Source organism: Marinobacter salsuginis, assembly GCF_009617755.1.
GTDB classification, from domain to species: domain Bacteria; phylum Pseudomonadota; class Gammaproteobacteria; order Pseudomonadales; family Oleiphilaceae; genus Marinobacter; species Marinobacter salsuginis.
In genome coordinates this window covers 572,075-593,489 of the sequence record NZ_BGZH01000002.1, presented here as the reverse complement: position 1 = coordinate 593,489, position 21,415 = coordinate 572,075, and the positions used below count along the sequence as shown (strand labels likewise).

The window sequence follows — 21,415 nt, the reverse complement described above, 5'->3', positions numbered from 1 at the left end:
GCCTATGTGCATCACATCTCTCAGCACGTTATTGCAAGGTATTGTGGCGGTTCCATCGGTCTTCGACGTGACCATTCACGGTCTGAAAACCGACAGCCGGGAAGTCGCCTCCGGCGATGCGTTTATAGCTCTGGCGGGTGCCAAAACGCCCGCTGATTTTTACGTGGACAAGGCGATCACCGCTGGCGCGACGGTCATCCTTTTGGAAACCGAACAGGCCGGCGAGTGCGCAGAGCACCACGGCGCCCTGATCGTGCCTGTTGCCGGCCTGCGCGGTTTGGTGGGTCGAATTGCAGATCGGTTCTTTGAGCACCCCTCCCAACGTCTTCGCCTGATCGGTGTAACCGGAACCAATGGCAAGACGTCGGTCTGCCAGTATGTGGCGCAGTTGCTCAGGGAAACTGGTACCCCGTGCGGCATCCTCGGCACTCTGGGCTACGGCATGCCTGGCTCGCTTCAACCAGCAACTCACACCACGCCGGATGCGGTTCAGGTCAATCGTGTCCTGTCCCGGATCGTGAAGCAGGAAGGTCGCGCTGCCGTGATGGAGGTGTCCTCCCACGCGCTGGATCAGGGTCGGGTGGACAACATCTCCATGACCGGGGCCGTGTTTACCAATCTCACCCGGGATCATCTCGATTATCACGGTTCCATGGAAGCCTATGGTGCGGCCAAGGCGCGCCTCTTCGAACGAGAGGAGCTGCACTTTTCGGTGATCAACTTTGACGATCCTTTCGGTCGGCAGCTGTTTGAACAGCTTGAAGGCAAATGTGATCGCGTGCGCTACAGCCTTCACGAGGCCCAGACAGAGCTATGGTTGCGCGAGTTCCGGCCAACCGACGACGGTTTTGAAGCGGAAGTGGATGGCGAGTGGGGACGGTTTGTTATCGCGGTTCCCCTGATGGGCAGCTTCAACGCAAGTAATGTCCTGGCGGCGATGGCGACAGTCCTCACGCTCGGGGTTCCGGTCGATCGTGTACAGCAGGCCGTCGGCCGACTCGCGCCGCCCCCTGGCAGGCTTGAGAGATTCGATGGTGCCAATGGGGTCAGAGTGGTGGTTGATTACGCCCACACTGCCGATGCCTTGGCCAATGCCCTGGCTGCACTGCGACCTCATGTGGACGGCGAACTGATTTGTGTTTTCGGTTGCGGCGGTGACCGTGATACCGGCAAACGTCCGGACATGGCCCGGGAAGCCGAGAAGCTGGCGGACCGTGTAGTGGTAACGGACGACAATCCCCGTAGTGAACATCCTGAAGCAATTGCGCGGGATATCCTTGCCGGATTCTCGGATTCAGCACAGGTGACTGTCATTCATGACCGGGCCGAGGCCATCCAGTCGGCGATCCGTTCTGCTACTCCGAACGACCTCGTTTTGATCGCAGGAAAAGGGCATGAGGCTTACCAGGAAATCGCCGGCCAGAAATACCCATTCAGCGATGCTGAGCAGGTTCGCCACAACTTGAAACTCAATGGGGGTGTGGCATGATGCGCGCCTTTTCGCTGGCCGAAGCCAAGGGCTGGCTCGACGCCGGGTGCGCCTCGGGCGACCTCGAGTCAGTGGCGTTCACTGGGGTTTCTACCGACACTCGTACCCTGGAACAAGGGCAGCTGTTCGTGGCGCTTCGCGGCGAAAACTTTGATGGCCACCGGTTCCTGCAACAGGCGTTGGCCAAGGGCGCGGTTGGGCTGGTAGTCGATACGCCGGACAACAGTGTCGAACTGCCCCAGTTAGTGGTAGACGACACGTTGGATGCCCTGGCCAGGCTTGCTTTGGGCAACCGCGGAGAAAGCAAAGCCAGCATTCTTGCCATCACCGGTAGCAGCGGCAAGACCACGGTCAAGGAGATGTGTGCCGCCATTCTCTCGCAGATGGGCAAGACGCTTTCCACAAAAGGCAACCTGAATAATCACATCGGTGTTCCGCTTACCCTGTTTGGTCTTTCGCCAGAACATCAGTATGGCGTGATCGAGCTGGGTGCCAGCGGGCTGGGTGAAATTGCCCATACGGTTGCCCTTGCGAAGCCCCGCGTTGCCATCCTCACCAATGCGGGCGAGGCCCATCTGGAAGGGTTTGGCAGCTACGAGAATATTGTGCTGGCCAAGGGTGAAATCATTGATGGCGTGGCGGCAGACGGGCTGATGGTGCTGAACCGCGACGATCCGGCTTTCGAGCAGTGGCGAACGCGTGCTGGAGCCCGTCGTGTTGCCGGAGTGAGCCGTCTCGGTGCCGAAGCCGACTATCACGCGGTCCTCGTGAGCCAGGACGCTGGAACCAGAATCCTTCAGGTGAGCGGTCCGGACGGCTGGCAGTGCCGGGTCACCCTGGGACTTGAGGGTGACCACAACATCACCAATATGCTGCTTGCCATCGCAGCCACCCGCGAGCTGGGCGCCAGTGATCGGGCGATTGTAGAAGGGCTGGCCAGTGTTGCTCCGGTAAAGGGGCGGCTCCAGGTTCTGATGCTGTCACCGGAGCTGACGCTGATTGACGACAGTTACAACGCCAACCCGTCCTCCATGAAGGCCGCGCTTGGAGTTCTGGCCGGGCGCGAGGGTCGGAAAGTGGCTGTGCTTGGTGCCATGGCAGAGCTTGGCGCCGAGGCCAGGACCCTGCACCGTGAGGTTGGGGAATGCGCCCGGGAGCGCGGTATTGATCGACTGATTACCGTGGGGCCGGGTTGCGAGGGTTATGCCGACGGGTTTGGAGAGTCCACGGAACTTGGGCTGAGCCACGAGCAGGCCGTCGAATCGGCCATTGGGGACAAAAACACACCATTGACAGTGCTGGTCAAGGGTTCTCGCAGTTCCGCCATGGAGCGTGTGGTGGAGGGGATTAAAGAAAAGGTGAATAACTCATGCTGCTCTGGCTGACAGAGGTTCTATCACAGTATTTCTCGGCACTGACGGTGTTTCAGTATCTGACCCTGCGGGGAATTCTGGGCACACTCACGGCGCTGCTGATTTCGCTGATCATCGGCCCGGTGATGATCCGCAAGCTGAGCCAGTACCAGATTGGCCAGGCGGTGAGGGATGACGGTCCCCAGACCCACCTCAGCAAAGCCGGCACGCCGACCATGGGGGGCGCGTTGATCCTGGTGGCCATTGGCATCAGCACGCTGCTTTGGGCCGATCTTGGTAATCGCTATGTCTGGGTTACGCTCCTGGTGACGCTTCTGTTCGGCGCCATCGGCTGGGTTGATGACTATCGCAAGGTGGTGGAGCGCAATCCGAGAGGTCTGCCGGGTCGCTGGAAATACTTCTGGCAGTCGGTCATTGGTGCCACGGCGGCCGTGGTTCTGTTCTTCAGCTCGGCGTTGCCGCAGGAGACCTCTCTGTACGTGCCGTTCGTCAAACAGGTGTCCCTCACTCTTGGTCCGGTATTGTTCATCCTGCTGAGCTACTTCGTCATTGTCGGCAGCAGCAACGCGGTCAACCTGACTGACGGTCTGGACGGGCTGGCCATTATGCCAACGGTCATGGTCGCAGGCGCTCTCGGCATCTTCGCCTACCTGTCCGGGCACGCCCAGTTCGCCAACTACCTGCTGATCCCGCACCTTCCGGGCACTGGTGAGCTTATCGTTTTCTGTGGCGCCCTGGTCGGAGCCGGGCTTGGTTTCCTCTGGTTCAACACCTATCCGGCCCAGGTATTCATGGGTGATGTGGGCGCTCTCGCGCTTGGGGCAGCCCTGGGTGTGGTTGCGGTTATTGTTCGCCAGGAAATCGTCCTGTTCATCATGGGCGGTGTGTTCGTGATGGAGACCATATCGGTGATCCTGCAGGTTGCGTCGTTCCGTCTGACCGGCCGGCGGATCTTCCGCATGGCGCCGCTGCATCACCATTTTGAATTGAAAGGCTGGCCGGAGCCGAGGGTGATTGTCCGGTTCTGGGTAATCACCGTTGTTCTGGTCCTGATTGGCATTGCCAGTCTGAAACTGAGATAGGAAAGCACTGCAACTATGAGTGTCATTGTTTCGGATCGTCGCACACTGGTCGTAGGGCTCGGTAAAACCGGGCTTTCCTGCGTGCGCTATCTGTCCGAACAGGGACGGGACGTCACTGTGGCCGACAGCCGTGAGGCCCCGCCCGGTCTTGAGCAGCTGAGAGCAGGCTGGCCGGATGTTCCTGTGCACCTGGGGACCTTTGACAAAGAACTGTTTGCCGGCTTCAACGAGCTGGTGGTAAGCCCGGGCATCGCCATTTCGGAGCCTGCCATTGCCGCTGCTGCGGGCCAGGGCGCCAGAATCCGCGGCGACATTGATCTGTTTGCCGAGGCTGCCGATGCGCCCATTGTGGCCATTACCGGTTCCAATGGTAAAACCACGGTCACCACCCTGGTGGGTGAAATGGCAAAGGCTGCGGGCCGGAAGGTCGCTGTCGGCGGTAACATTGGCACCCCGGCCCTCGATCTACTGGGGCAGGGCGCAGACCTGTACGTACTCGAGCTGTCGAGTTTCCAGCTCGAGACTACGGACGAACTGAACGCCCTGGCGGCGACGGTATTGAACGTCAGCGACGATCACATGGATCGTTACCCGAACAAGATGGCTTATTTTCAGGCCAAACAGCGGATTTTCCGGGGCTGCAAGAACGCCGTTGTCAATCTGGACGATGCGCTGAGCACTCCCATGGCGAGGGACAACCTCAGGTTCCTGTGTTTCGGCTTCCACCGGGTGAATCCCGAGACCTTCAGTACCCGGGATGATGACCAGGGTACCTGGATTACCTTTGGTTTCGACAACCTTCTGTTGGCCAGCGAGCTGAAGCTGATGGGGCATCACAATATAAGCAATGTGATGGCTGCGCTGGCGTTGGGCCATGCCGCTGGTCTGCCCATGGATGTCATGCTGAAGGTTGCCCGGGAATTCCCGGGCCTGCCGCATCGATGCGAGTTTGTGCGCCGTGTGAACGATGTGGATTTCATCAACGATTCCAAGGGCACCAATGTCGGCGCCACGGTAGCCGCCATTGAAAGCCTTGCACCCGCCAATGGCAAAGTCGTTTTGATTGCTGGCGGTGATGGCAAAGGGGCCGATTTCACTGCACTGGAAGCCCCCATTGCGCTCTATTGTCGGGCGGTGCTGCTGATTGGTCGTGATGCATCGGCGATCGCCGATGTGCTGGGAAGCGGCATTCCGGTTCATCGGATAGACAGCCTCGCCGAGGCGGTCTCTCGCTCCGCGGAGCTGGCGGCGCCCGGGGATCGGGTCCTGCTTTCGCCGGCCTGCGCGAGCTTTGATATGTTCCGTGATTATCTTGATCGCGGTGACCAGTTCCGATCTCTGGTGGAGGGCCTGTGATGCACGCAGATCTTTCCCTGCAGAACCGGAATCAATGGCTGGGCGAGGTCCAACCGCTGCCGATGCTGGTGATCAGTTCGGTCGCTTTGCTGGTGCTCGGGGTTGTCATGATTTCCTCGGCGTCCATGGATATGGCCGCTGAGACCATGGGCAACAGTTACCACTATGTAATTCGCCAACTGATGTTTGCCGGTCTTGGCTGCCTGCTGGCGCTGGTCGCCGTGAACGTTCCGGTGGCCTGGTGGGAGCGCAGTGGCTGGTTGCTCTTGGGTATCGGTCTGCTGGCCCTTGTTCTGGTCCTTACGCCGCTGGGGCGTACCGTTAACGGCTCCACTCGCTGGATTCCGTTTGGGCTGTTTAATGTCCAGGTTTCGGAAGTGGCGAAGCTCTGCCTGATTGCCTATCTGGCCGGCTACGTGGTCCGTCGCCGGGATGAATTGCTCAATACCTGGCCTGGCTTCCTCAAACCGCTGGTGGTTCTTGGTCTGGCATCGGTGCTGCTGGTTATTCAGCCGGATTTCGGTGCCACGGTGGTGTTGGTGACGGCCGCGGCGGGCATGATTTTCCTGAGCGGCGTGCGGCTTAGCCGGTTTGTACCTCTGATCGGTACGCTGGTGGTTCTGGGTGCCATTCTGATTGTTACCCAGCCCTATCGGCTGAAACGGGTGGTCAGTTATCTCGACCCCTGGAAAGACCAGTTCGACAGCGGATACCAGTTGACCCAGTCGCTGATTGCCTTCGGTCGGGGAGACTGGGGCGGTGTCGGCCTCGGCAATTCCATCCAGAAGCTGTTCTACCTGCCAGAGGCACACACCGACTTCATCTTTGCCATTATCGCGGAAGAGTTCGGACTCCTCGGATCGCTGCTGGTACTCGGCCTGTTCACCCTGCTGGTAGTGACCGGTTTTGTCATTGCCCGCCGGGCAGAGAAAGCGGATATGCCGTTCGGCGCCTGTTTTGCCTATGGTCTGACCCTGCTGATCGGCCTGCAGGCGGGCATCAACATGGCGGTCAGTACCGGCCTGTTGCCGACGAAGGGACTGACTCTTCCGCTGGTCAGTTACGGCGGATCCAGCCTGATGATCACCTGTATCTGCATTGGCATTCTGGCCCGGGTGGAAATGGAACGGCTTGATCAGGAAAAACTGGCCCGGGAAAAGACCGGCCCGAAGACGCGGGGAGGTGCGGTGTATGACTGAGCAGCGCCGCTTCCTGATGATGGCCGGTGGCACCGGAGGCCATGTGTTCCCGGCCCTCGCAACGGCGAGGGCACTTGAAGCCCGTGGTCACCAGGTGTACTGGCTCGGTGCCAGTGGTGGCATGGAACAGAGGCTGATCGGCGAAACCGATATTCCGCTGTCACTGATTCACATTTCCGGTTTGCGCGGCAAGGGCAAATTGGCCCTGGTGCTGGCCCCGTTCCGCCTGATGCGCGCACTCGGTGAGGCCTTCACCATCTTGCGCCGGATTCGCCCGGACTGTGTCGTCGGTATGGGAGGGTTTGTCACCGGGCCAGGTGGTGTGGCCGCCTGGTTGAACCGCACACCCCTGGTGATTCATGAACAGAACGCCATTGCCGGCATGACCAACCGGATTCTGGTGCGATTTGCTGAAACCGTCCTGGAAGCGTTTCCCGGCAGCTTTGGGCCAAAAGTCGTTACCCGCTGTACCGGCAATCCCGTCCGGGAGGATCTCGCGAACCTGCCGGTACCCGAGCAGCGGATGGCAGGGCGGGAAGGTGCCCTCAGGTTGCTGGTGGTTGGTGGCAGCCTGGGCGCCCAGGTGTTCAACGAGCAACTGCCCGAAGCCCTGGCCATGTTGCCGGAGGCCGATCGGCCGGTGGTTCGTCACCAATGTGGTGAGCGCCATGCAGATGCAGCCCGGCAGACCTATGAGCAACACGGGGTTGAGGCCAGTGTGGAGCCGTTTATCAAGGATATGGCAGAGGCCTATCAATGGGCCGACCTGGTACTTTGCCGGGCCGGCGCACTCACGGTTTCCGAACTGTGTGCTGCCGGTATCGGCGCAGTACTGGTGCCATTTCCCCACGCGGTGGATGACCACCAGACGAAAAATGGCCAACAGATGGTGGCGGCGAAAGCAGCCATCCTCATCCCCCAATCGAAGATGACCCCGGCGGTGCTGGCGGAAACTCTGGGCGATCTTGCCCGGGATCGCAGCCGGGCAACAGATATGGCAAAGGCCGCTCGAACGCTGGCCCGCCCCGATGCAACGGAGAGAGTCGTGAATTACTGTCTGGAGGCCGCCAATGGCTGATGCAACCAATCCGCCCCTGGTCTATCAGGTGCCTGAAATGCGCCGGATCCGTCACATCCACTTCGTGGGGATTGGTGGTGCAGGGATGAGCGGCATCGCCGAGGTGCTCAAGAACCAGGGCTACGACGTTTCCGGGTCGGATCTGAAAGAAGGTGCGGTGACCGATCGCCTGAAAGCCATGGGCGTTGAAGTCCAGATCGGCCACCGGGAAGAAAACAGCGCCAGTGCTGATGTGGTTGTGGTTTCTTCGGCGGTATCCGCGGAAAACCCGGAAGTTGTGGCCGCACGCAGTCGTCGGGTGCCGATCGTACCCAGGGCAGAAATGCTGGCGGAAATCATGCGCTACCGTCATGGCATTGCCGTGGCCGGAACCCACGGCAAGACCACCACCACAAGCCTGATTGCATCCATTCTGGGCGAGGCGGGTCTGGACCCCACGTTTGTCATTGGCGGCAAGTTGAACAGCGCCGGTACCAACGCCCAGCTGGGCGGATCCCGTTATCTGGTGGCGGAAGCCGATGAGAGCGATGCCTCCTTCCTGCATTTGACGCCGGTGATTTCGGTGGTGACCAACATCGAAGCCGACCACATGGATACCTATGGCGGCGATGTTGAAAAACTGAAGCAGACCTTTGTGGATTTCCTGCACAACCTTCCTTTCTATGGCATCGCGGTGATGTGCGTAGACGATGGGTACGTTCAGGAAATCATTCCCCGGATTTCCCGGGCGATCATTACTTACGGCATTGACAACCCGGACGCGGACTACCGTGCCGAAGGCATCCACTCTGACGGTCTGCGCACCCACTTTGTGGTGAAGCGTCCGGCCGGGAGAAGTGATCTGACCGTCGAGCTGAAAATGCCGGGCCGACACAACGTACTGAACGCTCTGGCGGCCATTGCCGTGGCCACGGACGAAGGCGTTGACGATGACGCCATCTGCCGCGGGCTGGCCGGTTTTGCCGGTGTCGGGCGCCGGTTCCAGGTTTACGGCGATTACAAGACACCCAAGGGTACAGTAACGCTGGTAGACGATTACGGTCATCACCCCACGGAAGTGGAGGCAGTAATCCGCGCGGCACACGATGCCTGGCCGGACCGTCGCCTGGTCATGCTTTACCAGCCGCATCGGTTTACCCGGACACGAGACCTTTACGAAGACTTCGTTCGGGTCCTCTCCGAAGTGGACGCGTTGCTGTTGATGGACGTGTATTCCGCCGGCGAACCGGCGATTCCGGGTGCCGATGGTCGGGCCCTGTGTCGCAGTATTCGCCAGCGTGGGCAGGTGGAGCCGGTCTTCGTCGAGGATAACCGGGAGATCGAAGCCCTGTTGGCCAATGTTCTGAAGGATGGTGACCTGCTGATAACCCAGGGAGCAGGCGATATTGGCGGTGTGGCTTCGCGGCTGGCGGCCGCGGGAGTGATTGCGGGTGAGTGATATGCATCATAACGAAACGCAGGCCTATCAGGCAGGTCCCGAGCTCGTAAGGGCCCTCGGACGAGTCGCTGTCTTCATGGGCGGCGATTCCGCAGAGCGGGAAGTGTCCCTGAAAAGCGGCAAGGCGGTACTGGCAGCACTGATATCTGCGGGCGTGGATGCCTACGCGGAGGACGTTCAAGGCTGTCTTCTGAAAACGGTCGATAATCCGCAATTTGATCGTGTCTTTATTGCCCTGCATGGCAGGGGCGGCGAGGACGGTACCTTGCAGGCCATCCTTTCGCAGGCCGGGATTCCGTATACCGGCAGTGAGGTTCTGGCCTCCGCCCTGGCCATGGACAAGCTCAGAACGAAGTACGTCTTCGAAGGTTGCGGCCTGCCGACGCCGAAGTTCCGGACCATGACCAGCGTCGACCAGGCGGACCAGATTATCGGTGAATTGCGCGCGCCACTGAGCGTGAAGCCTTCCCGGGAAGGTTCCAGTATCGGTATCCGGAAGGTGCATACCGCCGCCGAGCTGGCCGATGCATACGAAGCTGCGGCCGCGCTGGACAACCTGGTACTGGTGGAGGAATGGATCGAGGGGCCCGAGTTCACCGTCAGTCTGTTGCAGGATCAGGCGCTTCCGGCCATCGGTCTGAGTGCCAGTACTGAGCACGTTTTTTACGATTATGACGCCAAGTACCTGGCGGACGACACCCGATACCAGATTCCCTGTGGATTGGCACCCGAGGACGAAGTTCGCCTCCAGCACCTGGCTCTGGATGCGTTTCGGGTTGTTGGCTGCCGGACCTGGGGGCGGGTGGACATCATGCAGGACAGCGACGGTCAGTTCTGGCTGTTGGAAGTCAACACGGTGCCCGGAATGACCGACCACAGCTTGGTGCCCATGGCAGCGAAGGCGGCAGGCATCAGTTTCGAAGAGCTGGTGGTCCGGATACTGAAGGACACCCTGGAGGGCGCCGATGCTTGAAACACTGCTGATCCGGAGCCGGGCGACACCGTCCGAGCCCCCGCGACGCCGGGGGGCAACGTCCCTTGGTCCTGAGCGGGACCGGTTTGGAGTGTTGAAAGGTGTGCTGGCGGCCGTGCCCTGGCTTCAGGTGGGCATGGGCGCCGTGATTGTATTGTTGGCCGCGCTGGTGCCCTGGGGCACCGGAAAGGTGCTGGGGGCCATGGATCAGCAGATCCTGGCGGTGGATGTAAAAGGGGATTTCGTGGGCGACAGCCGGGTGGCTATTGAACGTGCGGCTGGCGACTGGATCGGCAAGAGCTATTTCGCCACGGACCTCTCAGAAATCAAGGAAAGCCTGGAGCGCCGGCCCTGGGTTGAGTCCGCTGCCGTGCGCCGGGTCTGGCCGGATCGGCTGGTGATCGATATCCGGGAAAAAAAGCCCCTGGCTTACTGGACCGACGGGCGCCTGGTCAGCCGGACTGGAGAATTGTTCGCGCCGTCCAACCCGGAAGTGGCGGGGCGGTTACCGAGACTCGCGGGGCCGGATGAAAGGGTGCGGGATGTGATCAATATGGCGCGGACCATGAGTGACAAGCTGGTCGCCCGGGGACTGGGATTTTCTGGCCTGGCCCTGGAGCACCGGGGCGCCTGGACCCTGCAGCTGGCCAATGGCATCGAAGTGGTGCTTGGCCGGGATCAGGTGGAGCAGCGATTCGAGCGGTTTATCACGGTTTATGAAAACCGGCTGGCAGCACGGTCGGACGAAGTCAGTCGGGTGGATGCCCGTTACACCAATGGTGTGGCGGTCAAATGGAAAGCTGTCGAGACAGCCTCCAGCCCAAAATCATAGCAACGGTTAATTCAGACCTACGGTTTGGTGGAACACATGTCATCGGTTGAAACGGAAAACATGATTGTCGGCCTCGATATCGGAACCTCCAAGGTGGTTGCGATTGTCGGCAAGCGCAAGATGGACGGCACCATCGAAGTGGTGGGCATTGGCTCTCACCCTTCCCGGGGCCTCAAGCGTGGAGTGGTGGTGAACATCGAAACCACCGTCCAGGCCATTCAGCGCGCTGTGGAAGAGGCAGAGTTGATGGCCGGTTGCCGCATTCACTCGGTGTATGCGGGCATTGCGGGCAGCCATATCAAGAGCCTGAACTCCCACGGGATCGTTGCCATCCGTGACCGTGAAGTCACCCAGGCCGACATTGACCGGGTGATTGATGCCGCCCAGGCGGTCGCGATTCCGGCAGACCAGAAGATCCTTCACATTCTGCCCCAGGAGTTCGTGATCGACAGTCAGGAAGGCATCAAGGAGCCCATGGGGATGTCCGGTGTGCGCCTGGAGGCAAAGGTTCACCTGGTGACCTGCGCGGTGAATGCCGCCCAGAACATCGAGAAATGCGTCAAGCGGTGTGGCCTCGAGGTGGATGACATCATCCTGGAGCAGCTGGCTTCCAGTCACGCCATCCTCACCGAAGACGAAAAGGAACTTGGGGTCTGCGTTGTCGATATCGGTGGCGGCACCACCGACATTGCCGTGTTTACCGGCGGTGCGATTCGACACACGGCGGTGATTCCGATCGCCGGCGACCAGGTCACCAACGACATTGCCATGGCACTGCGCACACCTACGCAGAATGCCGAAGAGATCAAGATCAAGTATGCCTGCGCCCTGACCCAGCTGGCCGGCGCGGATGAAACCATCAAGGTGCCCAGTGTGGGCGATCGCGCTCCGCGGGATCTTTCCAGGCAGGCCCTGGCTGAGGTGGTGGAGCCGCGTTACGAGGAGCTGTTCACCCTGGTGCAGTCGGAATTGCGCCGGTCCGGGTTCGAGGATCTGATTCCGGCAGGCATCGTGATAACCGGCGGTTCGTCCACCATGGAAGGGGTGGTGGAACTGGCCGAAGAGATCTTCCACATGCCGGTAAGGCTGGCCTGTCCGCAGGCAGTTTCCGGCATGACGGAGGTAGTCAATAACCCCATCTACGCCACCGGCGTCGGGTTGTTGATTCATGGTTTCCGCCAGATGGACCTGGGGCGGGCACCGGTGCTCAAGGGTGAAGATGCACCCTCGCTGTTTGAGCGCATGAAAGCCTGGTTTACCGGTCATTTCTGACGGAACCGGGTGGGTAGTACACGAAGGTATCTCGAAAACACAATCTCGAACAAACAGCCCGGAACAAGGGCTGAAAACAGCACGAAGGAGTAGGGGAAATGTTTGAACTCGTCGATAATGTCCAGCAAAACGCTGTCATTAAAGTCGTCGGTGTAGGCGGTGGTGGCGGTAACGCCGTTCGCCATATGCTTAACAGCGACATCGAAGGTGTGGAATTTATCTGCGCCAACACAGATGCGCAGGCGCTGACCGATATGGACGCGCGCCAGATCATTCAGCTCGGTGGCAACATCACCAAGGGTCTGGGTGCCGGCGCCAATCCGGAGGTTGGTCGTCAGTCCGCCCTGGAAGATCGTGATCGCATCGCCGAGGCCATCAAGGGCGCGGACATGGTTTTCATCACCGCAGGTATGGGCGGTGGCACCGGTACCGGCGCTGCGCCGATCGTGGCGGAAGTGGCCCGTGAGCTCGGCATTCTGACCGTTGCCGTGGTCACCAAGCCGTTCATGTTCGAAGGTGGCAAGCGCATGAGCGTTGCCGAATCCGGTCTGAAAGAGCTGGAAGAAAGCGTCGACTCCCTGATCACCATCCCCAACGAGAAGTTGCTGGCCGTGATGGGCAAGAAAACCAGCCTGCTGGACGCCTTTGCCGCCGCCAATGACGTGCTTCTGGGTGCGGTTCAGGGCATCGCCGACCTGATTACCCGCAACGGTATGATCAACGTCGACTTTGCCGACGTGAAGACCGTCATGTCCGAAATGGGTATGGCGATGATGGGCACAGCTCGCGCGACCGGCGAAAACCGTGCGCGGGAAGCCGCCGAAGCGGCCGTTCGCAGCCCGCTGCTGGAAGACATCAACCTGCAGGGTGCCAAAGGTATTCTGGTCAACATCACCGCCGGCATGGACCTCAACCTGGGCGAATTCTCCGAGGTTGGCGACATTGTGCGTGAGTTTGCGTCTGATTCTGCCACGGTGGTTGTTGGTACCGTCATTGATCCGGAGATGACCGACGAACTCAAGGTAACGGTTGTTGCGACCGGTCTGGGCGGTGATCGCGAGAAGCCGACCAAGGTGGTGGACAACACCCGCACCCTGGACGGCAAAACCGATTACAACCAGCTGGATCGTCCTGCTGTTCTGCGTCGCCGGGCCGTTTCCCACGGGAACGTAGCTATCGACCAGAGCAAGGACAGCGAGGAACAGGGTGTCGACTATCTCGATATTCCCGCATTCCTCCGTCGTCAGGCTGACTGATAATGTGGTGCAATTGTGATCCGGTTCCGGTTTGTCATCGAAATATGGAACCCGAAAACCGGTGAATACGTGCACCGATTGCCAATAGTTGCGCGCTGAATGAACATTCGGCAACAGCGGATTGGTTAAATGGTATTCAGTCTTATTTTCTGATATTCTCCGGGCAGATTTTTGCCTAGAATATCGCCTTTTTGTGACGGAATTATGTACCGATGATCAGACAACGGACACTTAAAAACACCATCCGTGCCACCGGTGTTGGCTTGCACTCGGGTGAGAAGGTCTATCTGACCCTCAAGCCCGCCCCGGTGGACTCCGGTATCATCTTCCGCCGTACCGATCTGGACCCGATGGTTGAGATTCGTGCTTCTGCGGAAAATGTGGGTGAGACCATGCTGTCCACGACGCTGGTAAAAGACGGTGTCCGTGTGGCGACTGTTGAGCATTTGCTCTCGGCCATGGCTGGTCTCGGGATTGACAACTGTTTCGTCGAGCTTAGCGCCGCGGAAGTGCCCATCATGGACGGCTCTGCCGGTCCGTTTGTGTTTCTTCTGCAATCCGCCGGTATTGCCGAGCAGGATGCGGCCAAGCGTTTTATCCGCATCAAGCGTGAGGTTACGGTTGAAGAAGGCGACAAGAAAGCGACCCTGCTGCCTTTCGAGGGCTTCAAGGTCAGCTTCGGAATCGACTTTGATCACCCGGTGTTCAAAGGCCGCGCCCAGACCGCAACCGTTGATTTTTCCAGCACTTCCTTTGTCAAGGAAGTGAGCCGCGCACGGACCTTCGGGTTCATGCGTGACATCGAAAAATTGCGTGCCATGAACCTCGCCCTTGGTGGCAGTGTGGACAACGCTATCGTTGTGGATGACTACAAGATCCTCAACGAAGACGGTCTGCGCTATGACGATGAATTCGTGAAGCACAAGCTGCTTGATGCCATCGGTGACCTTTACCAGTTGGGTAACAGCCTGATTGGTGAGTTCCGCGGTATCAAATCCGGTCACGATCTGAACAACAAGCTGTTGCGCAAGCTCAGGGCAGAAGAGGATGCCTGGGAAGTGGTTACCTTTGATGATGAGGCCACTGCCCCGATTTCCTACATGAAGCCCGTGCTGGCGGCGGGTTAAAGCCGGACGCTTTAATCCCGGACGTGGCTAGCGAGTTTTTCGAGAACCTCGCGTAATGCTTTATCCTTCGTGTGCCCGGCTTCCTCTTTGAGAAGCCGGGCATTTTCTTTACTCAAGGGCTCTTTCTTGAACACCGGTTTTTCCCGGAATCGTGGCGGCGCAACCTTGACCCTCAGTTTCCAGACGAACCGGAAGAGTTCGTTCTCTCTAAGCTTTTCCATGATCTCGTGCTGGCGGAACCGGATCTGACTGGCCTTCCCGGCGGTTTCGGCTGTCAGAGCCAGTTCGCCGTCTTTGCAGCTGACAAAGCGTGTGCCCTTAACCAGATCCTGCGGTAGGGCTGCGAGAACTTCTGCCTCTGCCTGTCGGTGAAGTTCGGCCTTTGCCACTAGATCCTTGAGCACCGGGGTCTTGCCCAGCTTGTCGAAGGTCATTTTTTGCTCGCTTTTGCGTTTCATGGCGGCGTTTTTACTCGACGGCTCCGTTTACGATTGGTTACACTTCGGCACGGTTTATGCGTAGTGCCTGTATTACACTCGTTTTACATTGTGATAAATGAGTATGTCTACCGGGCGCTGCAATTTTTTCAGTATGTAGCTGTTGCCAAAGGATGGCAGACCCCCTTCGGATTTTTCCGGGGCGCAACACTACAGGATGCGGTTGCGGCTCAACGATGAAACCTGATGATGATATGAACATTATTTTCGTTGGCAAACACCACGGAAAATCCCGGGTGTTGTCTATCAACAGTACGCTTGCTGTTGCTCTGGTGTTTCTGGTGCTTTCCCTGCTGGTTGCCGCGGGTTGGGCCGGTTACCAGACGGCGATTGAGCAGGTAGAGGCCAGGGAGCCCACCAACGCCGAACTGGTGGCCGAGTGGCAGCTGAAGCTGGCAGAGCAGAAGGCGGAGTTGGCCAACATTGAAGAGAACGTCCAGCAACAGGTAGATGCATTGACTCTGCGCCTGGGCGAGATTCAGGGCCGGTTATTGCGCCTGGATGCCCTGGGCCAGCGTTTTGTGGAATCCGGCCTGGTGGCCAGCGATGAATTCAACTTCGATCAGCCTGCTGCGGTGGGTGGCCCGGAGGATGCCTTGTCCGGCGATTCCTTCTCCGCGCCCGAGCTGACCCGCATGATCGAGGAGATGGAATGGCGAATCGAAGACCGTGAACAGCAACTTCGTTTGCTCGACCAGTTGGCATCCAGCAAACGGCTTGAGGACGAACTGTACCTTGAAGGTCGCCCGATAACCTGGGGTTGGCTGTCCTCCAAGTACGGCTACCGTTCCGATCCGTTTACCGGCAAGCGTACCTGGCATGCCGGGGTTGATCTGGCCGGTAAGGATGGCAGCGATATTATCTCGGTTGCGGGCGGTGTGGTGACCTATGCCGGCGAGCGCTATGGCTACGGTAACCTTGTTGAAGTCGATCATGGCGATGGTCTGATCACCCGCTATGCTCATTGCAAGACGATCAAAGTGGAAGTGGGTGATGTTGTTCAGAAGGGCCAGGTAGTCGCGCTGATGGGCAGTACCGGGCGTTCCACCGGTCCCCATGTGCATTTTGAAGTCATTCGGAATGGCAAGTCTGAAAACCCGGAAACCTACATCAAGCGTGCCAGCCGCTGATCCGGTCCCGGCGCCACAGCTTTCACAATCTCTCCGTCAACCGGCTCCGGGCCGGTTTTTATCTGTGAATCCGGTGCCTCACCGGCGACTTCTTGCGCCTGTGTGAGGCCTGCCTTTTGTCCTGTTACAAAATAAGGTTAGAATGCCGGCTTCCTCCGTTTAATCAAAGAAGCAGTGGTCTATGTTCACAAAGCTTGCAACTAAGATGTTCGGCAGTAAAAACGCCAGAGAAATCAAGAGAATGCGTAAATCTTTCATGCGCATCAATGAGCTTGAAGAGCAGTATGGCAATCTGTCCGACTCCGAGTTGCAAGGTAAGACCGCGGAGTTCCGTCGCCGGCTTGATGAAGGCGAATCCCTCGACGCCCTGCTGCCTGAAGCCTTCGCGACCGTGCGTGAAGCAGGCCGTCGCGTTATGGGAATGCGCCATTACGACGTCCAGCTGATCGGTGGTATCACCCTGCACGAAGGCCGTATCGCGGAAATGAAAACCGGTGAGGGTAAAACTCTGGTTGCCACTGCTGCGGTGTATCTGAACGCGCTGCCCGGCAAAGGCGTCCACGTGGTTACCGTGAACGATTACCTGGCCCGCCGTGATGCCGAGTGGATGGGTAAGCTCTACCGGTTCCTGGGCATGCAGGTGGGTGTAGTGGCCTCGGGCCAGCCGGCGGAAGAAAAGCGCGCGGCGTATCAGGCGGATATTACCTACGGTACCAACAACGAATTTGGCTTCGACTATCTGCGTGACAACATGGCGTTCAGTACCGAGGACAAGGTCCAGCGCGGGCTGAACTACGCGATCGTGGACGAAGTGGACTCGATCCTGATCGATGAGGCCAGAACGCCGCTGATCATCTCGGGTGCGGCTGAGGACAGTTCAAAACTGTACCAGGCCATCAATGAGCTGATTCCGGGCCTGGAAAAAGGTGAGGTGCCTGAAGAGGGTGAGCCTACCGGCGACTTCACCATCGACGAAAAATCCCGCCAGGTGGAATTGACCGAGGGCGGTCACGAGAAAGTTGAAGAATTGCTGCTTGAGCGTGGCCTTCTGAAGGAAGGAGAGAGCCTGTATTCAGCGGCCAACCTCAGCCTGCTGCACCACGTGCACTCGGCGCTGCGGGCCCACCATCTGTTCCAGAAAGACGTGGATTACATTGTTCAGGGCGGCCAGGTGGTCATCGTGGACGAGCATACCGGCCGTACCATGCCGGGGCGCCGCTGGAGCGAAGGCCTGCATCAGGCGGTTGAGGCCAAAGAAGGCGTCAAGATCCAGGCCGAAAGTCAGACTCTCGCGTCCACGACGTTCCAGAATTATTTCCGGCTCTACGACAAGCTGGCCGGCATGACCGGTACCGCAGACACCGAAGCTTTCGAATTCCGTCAGATCTACGGCCTCGACGTGGTGGTCATTCCGCCCAACAAGCCGATTCAGCGGACTGACTACAACGATCTGGTGTATCTGACTCAGGAAGAGAAATTCCACGCGATCATTGATGAGATCAAGGATGTCACCGCCGAAGGGCGCCCGATCCTCGTGGGTACCGCGTCTATCGAGGCTTCCGAGCTTCTTTCTGTGCTGCTCAAGAAGGCGCGGATCGAACACAAGATCCTGAACGCCAAGCAGCACGAATCCGAAGCCCATATCATTGCCCAGGCGGGCCGGCCGGGCGCAGTCACCATCGCCACCAACATGGCCGGTCGTGGTACCGATATCGTACTCGGCGGTAACTGGGAGCACGAAGTCGCCGCCATGGAGAATCCCTCGGAAGAGGAGGTTGCCCGGGTCAAGGCGGAATGGACCGAGCGCCACAATCAGGTTCTTGAGGCCGGTGGCCTGCACATCATTGGTACCGAGCGTCACGAATCCCGCCGGATTGATAACCAGCTTCGTGGCCGTGCCGGTCGCCAGGGCGATCCCGGTTCCTCACGGTTCTTCCTGTCCCTGGAAGACAACCTCATGCGTATCTTCGCACCTGACCGGGTCAAGAGCCTGATGCAGGCAATGGGCATGAAAAAGGGTGAGGCCATTGAACACCGTATGGTGACCAATGCGATCGAGAAATCCCAGCGCAAGGTCGAAGGCCGCAACTTCGATATGCGGAAGACGCTGCTGGAATACGACGACGTGGCCAACGATCAGCGGACGGTCATCTACGACCAGCGTAATGAGGTCATGTCCTCAAACGATATCTCGGACATGGTCAAGACCATCCGGGAGGACGTTGTCGATTCGCTGATCAGTGAATACATCCCGCCCCAGAGCATGCCCGAACAGTGGGACATCACTGGTCTGGAAGCACAGCTCCAGTCCGAGATGGCCATTGATCTTCCAGTACAGAAGTGGCTGGAAGAAGATAACAAGCTGTATGAGGAAAACCTGCGCCAGAAGATTCTGGACGAGATTGTCGCCGCCTACGAAGCCAAGGAAGAAATCGCCGGCTCAGAGGCCATGCGCAAGTTCGAAAAGCAGGTCTTCCTGCAGGTGTTGGATACCCTCTGGAAAGAGCATCTTTCCAACATGGACCATCTGCGCCGGGGCATCCATCTGCGGGGTTATGCCCAGAAGAACCCCAAGCAGGAGTACAAGCGCGAGGCGTTCAACCTGTTTGAAACCATGCTTGATACCATGAAGCGGGACGTCACCAGGGTGCTCTGTCATGTTCGTGTCCAGAGCCGTGAAGAAATGGAAGAAGTCGAGCGCCGTCGCAAGCAGGAACTCGAAGAAGAGCTTGCCAAGGCTCGCCTGCGCCACGATGAGACCAGCGCCACGGCCCAGAGTCAGGGCGAGGGCAACGCCGACGATTCCCGCCAGTCGACCCCCGAAACCTTCGTTCGACAGGAGCGCAAGGTGGGTCGAAATGAACCCTGCCCCTGCGGGTCCGGCAAGAAGTACAAGCAGTGTCATGGCAAGGTCAGCTAATACAGAATACTGACTGCACCATCGGAACCCGCAATCTGCCAGCCACGACTGGTGGGCTGCGGGTTTTTTCTTTTCCAGCGGGTTGGGCGGTACTTCGAGCGCAATCCCAGACAAGAGGAGTGGCAGAATGGCGGTAGGTCCGGGAACCTTACCTGAGTTTCACCCGGTGGCGGGAGTCAAGATCGGTATAGCCAGTGCAGGCATCAAGAAGCCGGGACGGAAGGACGTGGTTGTATTTGAGCTGGCCCCGGAAAGCCGGGTTGCCGGGATTTTCACGAAAAACCAGTTCTGCGCGGCACCGGTTACTCTCAGCCGCCGACATCTGGCCGAGACCTCGCCCCGGTATCTGCTGATCAATACCGGTAACGCCAATGCCGGCACCGGTGAGCAGGGCATGCGGGATGCCGTGGCCTGCTGCCAGGCTCTGGCAAACCAGGCGGGCGTTGCCGAAGCGGAGATCCTGCCGTTTTCCACGGGCGTGATTGGCGAGCCGCTGCCGGTGCAGAAGATTGTCGGCGCCCTTCCGGACGCCCTGGCGAACACCGCCGAGAACCGCTGGGCAGAGGCCGCCAGCGGCATCATGACCACGGACACCCGCCCAAAAGGCGCCTCCTGTCAGGTGGAGCTGGACGGTCACACGGTCACCATCTCTGGCATCAGCAAGGGTGCGGGGATGATTCGCCCGAACATGGCGACCATGCTCGGGTTTATTGCCACCGATGCCCGGATTGCGCCAGAGCTGCTGCAGACTCTGGCCTCCGAGCTGGGAGAGAAATCCTTCAACCGGATTACCATTGATGGCGATACCTCCACCAATGATGCCTGCATGCTGATGGCCAGTGGCCAGTATTCCGGCCCCGAGATTACCGCCTCCAGTCCGGCGCTGCCAAAGCTGCGGGAGGCGTTGCAAAAGGTCTACCTGGAACTGGCTCACGCCATCGTCCGTGACGGTGAAGGCGCTACCAAGTTTGTCACCATTGATGTGAGCGGCGCTGCCAGCCAGCAGGAAGCGCTGGATGTGGCATACACCGTGGCACATTCGCCGCTGGTCAAGACGGCGCTGTTCGCCTCGGACCCGAACTGGGGAAGGATCCTCGCGGCAGTCGGGCGCGCCGGTGTCGACGGACTGGACCTTGAGGCCCTGGAAATCTACCTGGGGGATGTCTGCCTGGTCCGCAACGGTGGTCGCGCTGACGACTATTCCGAGGCCCGTGGCCAGGCCGTGATGGATCGGGAAGAGATCACCATTGCCATTGACCTCAAGCGGGGAGAGGTAAGGGAGACGGTGTGGACCTGCGACTTCTCCCATGATTACGTCACCATCAACGCCGAGTACCGTACCTGACCATGTCTGACTCTGCGTCTGCGTCGGAAGCCGGGGTGAAAGAAGTTCACGTTGCCGTTGCGGTTATTGTCCGGGATGGACGGGTGCTGATTGCGCGGCGGCCAGACCATGTCCACCAGGGCGGTTTGCTGGAGTTTCCCGGCGGCAAGGTTGAGCCGGGGGAGAGTGTCCAGGCTGCACTGGTGCGTGAGATTGCCGAAGAAACCGGTCTTCGTGTGCCTGAGGATTCCCTGGAGCCGGTCATCGGAATTCGCCACGACTACGGTGACAAGCGAGTTTTTCTGGACGTATGGGAAACCAGGGCGGCGGAAGGCGAAGCAACAGGGTGCGAGGGGCAACCCGTTGAATGGCTCACCCCGGATCAGCTACGGGACGAGGATTTCCCGGCCGCCAACCGGCCAATCATTCGTGCTCTGCGGTTACCCCGGCAGCTTGCGATCACTGGCGAAACCGGTGACCTGGAGCCGACGGTTAAACGCCTTGAGATGGGGCTTGAAGTTGCGAGGCCGCCCCTGGTGGTGCTCCGGGCCCCGGCCTTGAGCGAGCGGGCGTACCGGCAGCTGGCTGAGGAAGCGGTGTCGGTTTGTGACCGGGCCGGAGTCGCCCTCATGGTTCACGGTGGTCCCGAGATATTCCGTGCGATCCCCGGTGCCCGGGGGCTGCATTTGCCCTGGCGCGAGGCTGCGGCGCTCTCGGCCCGGCCGGTTCCGCAAGAGGTGTGGTTGGGAGTTTCCTGTCATAGCCGGCAGGAAATCGATCATGCAGAGGCTATTGGCGCGGACTACGTGACCCTGGGGCCTGTCCAGCCCACGGAAAGTCACCCGGGTGCGCCCACCCTCGGTTGGCGGGCCTTTGCCGAGCTGGTGTCGGAAGCTGCGCTGCCGGTCTTTGCGCTTGGCGGGCTGTCGTCCGGCGATATTCAGGCAGCCCGTCAATGTGGCGGCCAGGGAATAGCCGGCATCGGCTTCTGGTGGCCCCGGAACTGACGCTTGTCAGCGACGCCGGGCCCATCTCTGTTATGCTGTCGTTCCTGCATTTTTCACTATCT

The 21,415-nt window shown here is 59.3% G+C and carries 17 protein-coding genes; 16 read left to right on the top strand and 1 reads right to left on the bottom strand.

The annotated features are described in order from the left end of the window. Positions 1-4: 4 nt before the first annotated feature. The 12 genes from GJU83_RS14040 to lpxC all read left to right on the top strand — a co-directional run bounded on the left by GJU83_RS14040 (position 5) and on the right by lpxC (position 14,475). On the top strand, positions 5-1,489 hold the full coding sequence (locus GJU83_RS14040; protein ID WP_153634608.1) for a UDP-N-acetylmuramoyl-L-alanyl-D-glutamate--2,6-diaminopimelate ligase: 1,485 nt from the start codon (positions 5-7) through the stop codon (positions 1,487-1,489). Continuing rightward, the gene (locus tag GJU83_RS14035) at positions 1,486-2,874 is read left to right on the top strand and encodes a UDP-N-acetylmuramoyl-tripeptide--D-alanyl-D-alanine ligase (RefSeq protein ID WP_069183999.1); all 1,389 of its coding nucleotides are present in this window, start codon (positions 1,486-1,488) and stop codon (positions 2,872-2,874) included. The genes GJU83_RS14040 and GJU83_RS14035 overlap by 4 nt, the downstream gene beginning before the upstream one ends. Continuing rightward, positions 2,859-3,944 (top strand): phospho-N-acetylmuramoyl-pentapeptide-transferase, encoded by a 1,086-nt coding sequence (gene mraY, locus GJU83_RS14030; protein ID WP_064227007.1) that lies wholly within the window; start codon positions 2,859-2,861, stop codon positions 3,942-3,944. Before GJU83_RS14035 ends, mraY begins: the two co-directional genes overlap by 16 nt. Positions 3,945-3,959: 15 nt before the next feature. Next, entirely contained in the window at positions 3,960-5,300 is a 1,341-nt protein-coding gene (murD, locus tag GJU83_RS14025; RefSeq protein WP_153634607.1) for a UDP-N-acetylmuramoyl-L-alanine--D-glutamate ligase, read from the top strand. Beyond that, positions 5,300-6,499: a putative lipid II flippase FtsW gene (ftsW, locus tag GJU83_RS14020; protein ID WP_153634606.1), complete on the top strand. Its 1,200-nt coding sequence runs from the start codon at positions 5,300-5,302 to the stop codon at positions 6,497-6,499. The genes murD and ftsW overlap by 1 nt, the downstream gene beginning before the upstream one ends. Next, a complete protein-coding gene (gene murG, locus GJU83_RS14015) occupies positions 6,492-7,577 on the top strand; it encodes an undecaprenyldiphospho-muramoylpentapeptide beta-N-acetylglucosaminyltransferase (RefSeq protein WP_153634605.1) in 1,086 nt (361 codons plus the stop codon). Before ftsW ends, murG begins: the two co-directional genes overlap by 8 nt. Then, the gene (gene murC, locus GJU83_RS14010) at positions 7,570-9,015 is read left to right on the top strand and encodes a UDP-N-acetylmuramate--L-alanine ligase (RefSeq protein WP_136631479.1); all 1,446 of its coding nucleotides are present in this window, start codon (positions 7,570-7,572) and stop codon (positions 9,013-9,015) included. Before murG ends, murC begins: the two co-directional genes overlap by 8 nt. Before the next feature lies 1 nt (position 9,016). Then, the gene (locus GJU83_RS14005; protein WP_153634604.1) at positions 9,017-9,988 is read left to right on the top strand and encodes a D-alanine--D-alanine ligase; all 972 of its coding nucleotides are present in this window, start codon (positions 9,017-9,019) and stop codon (positions 9,986-9,988) included. Beyond that, complete coding sequence (locus GJU83_RS14000; RefSeq protein WP_064227013.1) at positions 9,981-10,820, top strand: cell division protein FtsQ/DivIB; 840 nt, start codon at positions 9,981-9,983, stop codon at positions 10,818-10,820. The genes GJU83_RS14005 and GJU83_RS14000 overlap by 8 nt, the downstream gene beginning before the upstream one ends. A 36-nt stretch (positions 10,821-10,856) precedes the next feature. After that, positions 10,857-12,092, top strand: coding sequence for a cell division protein FtsA (gene ftsA, locus GJU83_RS13995; protein WP_008176504.1), 1,236 nt, complete (start codon positions 10,857-10,859; stop codon positions 12,090-12,092). A 98-nt stretch (positions 12,093-12,190) separates the two neighbouring features. Further along, complete coding sequence (gene ftsZ, locus GJU83_RS13990) at positions 12,191-13,348, top strand: cell division protein FtsZ (protein WP_008176500.1); 1,158 nt, start codon at positions 12,191-12,193, stop codon at positions 13,346-13,348. 212 nt (positions 13,349-13,560) lie between these two features. After that, positions 13,561-14,475: a UDP-3-O-acyl-N-acetylglucosamine deacetylase gene (gene lpxC, locus GJU83_RS13985; protein WP_136631481.1), complete on the top strand. Its 915-nt coding sequence runs from the start codon at positions 13,561-13,563 to the stop codon at positions 14,473-14,475. Positions 14,476-14,486: 11 nt separating this feature from the next. Here the strand turns inward: lpxC and GJU83_RS13980 are convergent, their stop codons facing one another. Further along, positions 14,487-14,933 (bottom strand): DciA family protein, encoded by a 447-nt coding sequence (locus GJU83_RS13980; RefSeq protein WP_069183992.1) that lies wholly within the window; start codon positions 14,931-14,933, stop codon positions 14,487-14,489. Between the two features lie 215 nt (positions 14,934-15,148). Here GJU83_RS13980 and GJU83_RS13975 point away from each other — a divergent pair, with 215 nt between their 5' ends. From GJU83_RS13975 to GJU83_RS13960, 4 genes are all read left to right on the top strand, one after another. Beyond that, positions 15,149-16,102, top strand: a complete 954-nt coding sequence (locus GJU83_RS13975; protein ID WP_153634603.1) for a M23 family metallopeptidase — start codon at positions 15,149-15,151, stop codon at positions 16,100-16,102. A 181-nt stretch (positions 16,103-16,283) separates the two neighbouring features. Then, positions 16,284-19,022, top strand: coding sequence for a preprotein translocase subunit SecA (gene secA, locus GJU83_RS13970; protein ID WP_153634602.1), 2,739 nt, complete (start codon positions 16,284-16,286; stop codon positions 19,020-19,022). A gap of 127 nt (positions 19,023-19,149) precedes the next feature. Further along, positions 19,150-20,367 carry a bifunctional glutamate N-acetyltransferase/amino-acid acetyltransferase ArgJ gene (gene argJ / locus GJU83_RS13965; protein WP_153634601.1) on the top strand — a complete coding sequence of 406 codons (1,218 nt, stop codon included), beginning with the start codon at positions 19,150-19,152 and terminating at the stop codon, positions 20,365-20,367. A 2-nt stretch (positions 20,368-20,369) separates the two neighbouring features. Next, positions 20,370-21,353 carry a Nudix family hydrolase gene (locus GJU83_RS13960; RefSeq protein ID WP_153634600.1) on the top strand — a complete coding sequence of 328 codons (984 nt, stop codon included), beginning with the start codon at positions 20,370-20,372 and terminating at the stop codon, positions 21,351-21,353. Positions 21,354-21,415: the final 62 nt, after the last annotated feature.

What these genes read in the sequence shown, in the direction of transcription:
- GJU83_RS14040 (WP_153634608.1), top strand. Translation starts at nt 5, where the DNA reads ATGTGCATCACATCTCTCAGCACGTTATTGCAAGGTATTGTGGCGGTT.
- GJU83_RS14035 (WP_069183999.1), top strand. Translation starts at nt 1,486, where the DNA reads ATGATGCGCGCCTTTTCGCTGGCCGAAGCCAAGGGCTGGCTCGACGCC.
- mraY (WP_064227007.1), top strand. Translation starts at nt 2,859, where the DNA reads ATGCTGCTCTGGCTGACAGAGGTTCTATCACAGTATTTCTCGGCACTG.
- murD (WP_153634607.1), top strand. Translation starts at nt 3,960, where the DNA reads ATGAGTGTCATTGTTTCGGATCGTCGCACACTGGTCGTAGGGCTCGGT.
- ftsW (WP_153634606.1), top strand. Translation starts at nt 5,300, where the DNA reads ATGCACGCAGATCTTTCCCTGCAGAACCGGAATCAATGGCTGGGCGAG.
- murG (WP_153634605.1), top strand. Translation starts at nt 6,492, where the DNA reads ATGACTGAGCAGCGCCGCTTCCTGATGATGGCCGGTGGCACCGGAGGC.
- murC (WP_136631479.1), top strand. Translation starts at nt 7,570, where the DNA reads ATGGCTGATGCAACCAATCCGCCCCTGGTCTATCAGGTGCCTGAAATG.
- GJU83_RS14005 (WP_153634604.1), top strand. Translation starts at nt 9,017, where the DNA reads ATGCATCATAACGAAACGCAGGCCTATCAGGCAGGTCCCGAGCTCGTA.
- GJU83_RS14000 (WP_064227013.1), top strand. Translation starts at nt 9,981, where the DNA reads ATGCTTGAAACACTGCTGATCCGGAGCCGGGCGACACCGTCCGAGCCC.
- ftsA (WP_008176504.1), top strand. Translation starts at nt 10,857, where the DNA reads ATGTCATCGGTTGAAACGGAAAACATGATTGTCGGCCTCGATATCGGA.
- ftsZ (WP_008176500.1), top strand. Translation starts at nt 12,191, where the DNA reads ATGTTTGAACTCGTCGATAATGTCCAGCAAAACGCTGTCATTAAAGTC.
- lpxC (WP_136631481.1), top strand. Translation starts at nt 13,561, where the DNA reads ATGATCAGACAACGGACACTTAAAAACACCATCCGTGCCACCGGTGTT.
- GJU83_RS13980 (WP_069183992.1), bottom strand. Translation starts at nt 14,933, where the DNA reads ATGAAACGCAAAAGCGAGCAAAAAATGACCTTCGACAAGCTGGGCAAG.
- GJU83_RS13975 (WP_153634603.1), top strand. Translation starts at nt 15,149, where the DNA reads ATGAAACCTGATGATGATATGAACATTATTTTCGTTGGCAAACACCAC.
- secA (WP_153634602.1), top strand. Translation starts at nt 16,284, where the DNA reads ATGTTCACAAAGCTTGCAACTAAGATGTTCGGCAGTAAAAACGCCAGA.
- argJ (WP_153634601.1), top strand. Translation starts at nt 19,150, where the DNA reads ATGGCGGTAGGTCCGGGAACCTTACCTGAGTTTCACCCGGTGGCGGGA.
- GJU83_RS13960 (WP_153634600.1), top strand. Translation starts at nt 20,370, where the DNA reads ATGTCTGACTCTGCGTCTGCGTCGGAAGCCGGGGTGAAAGAAGTTCAC.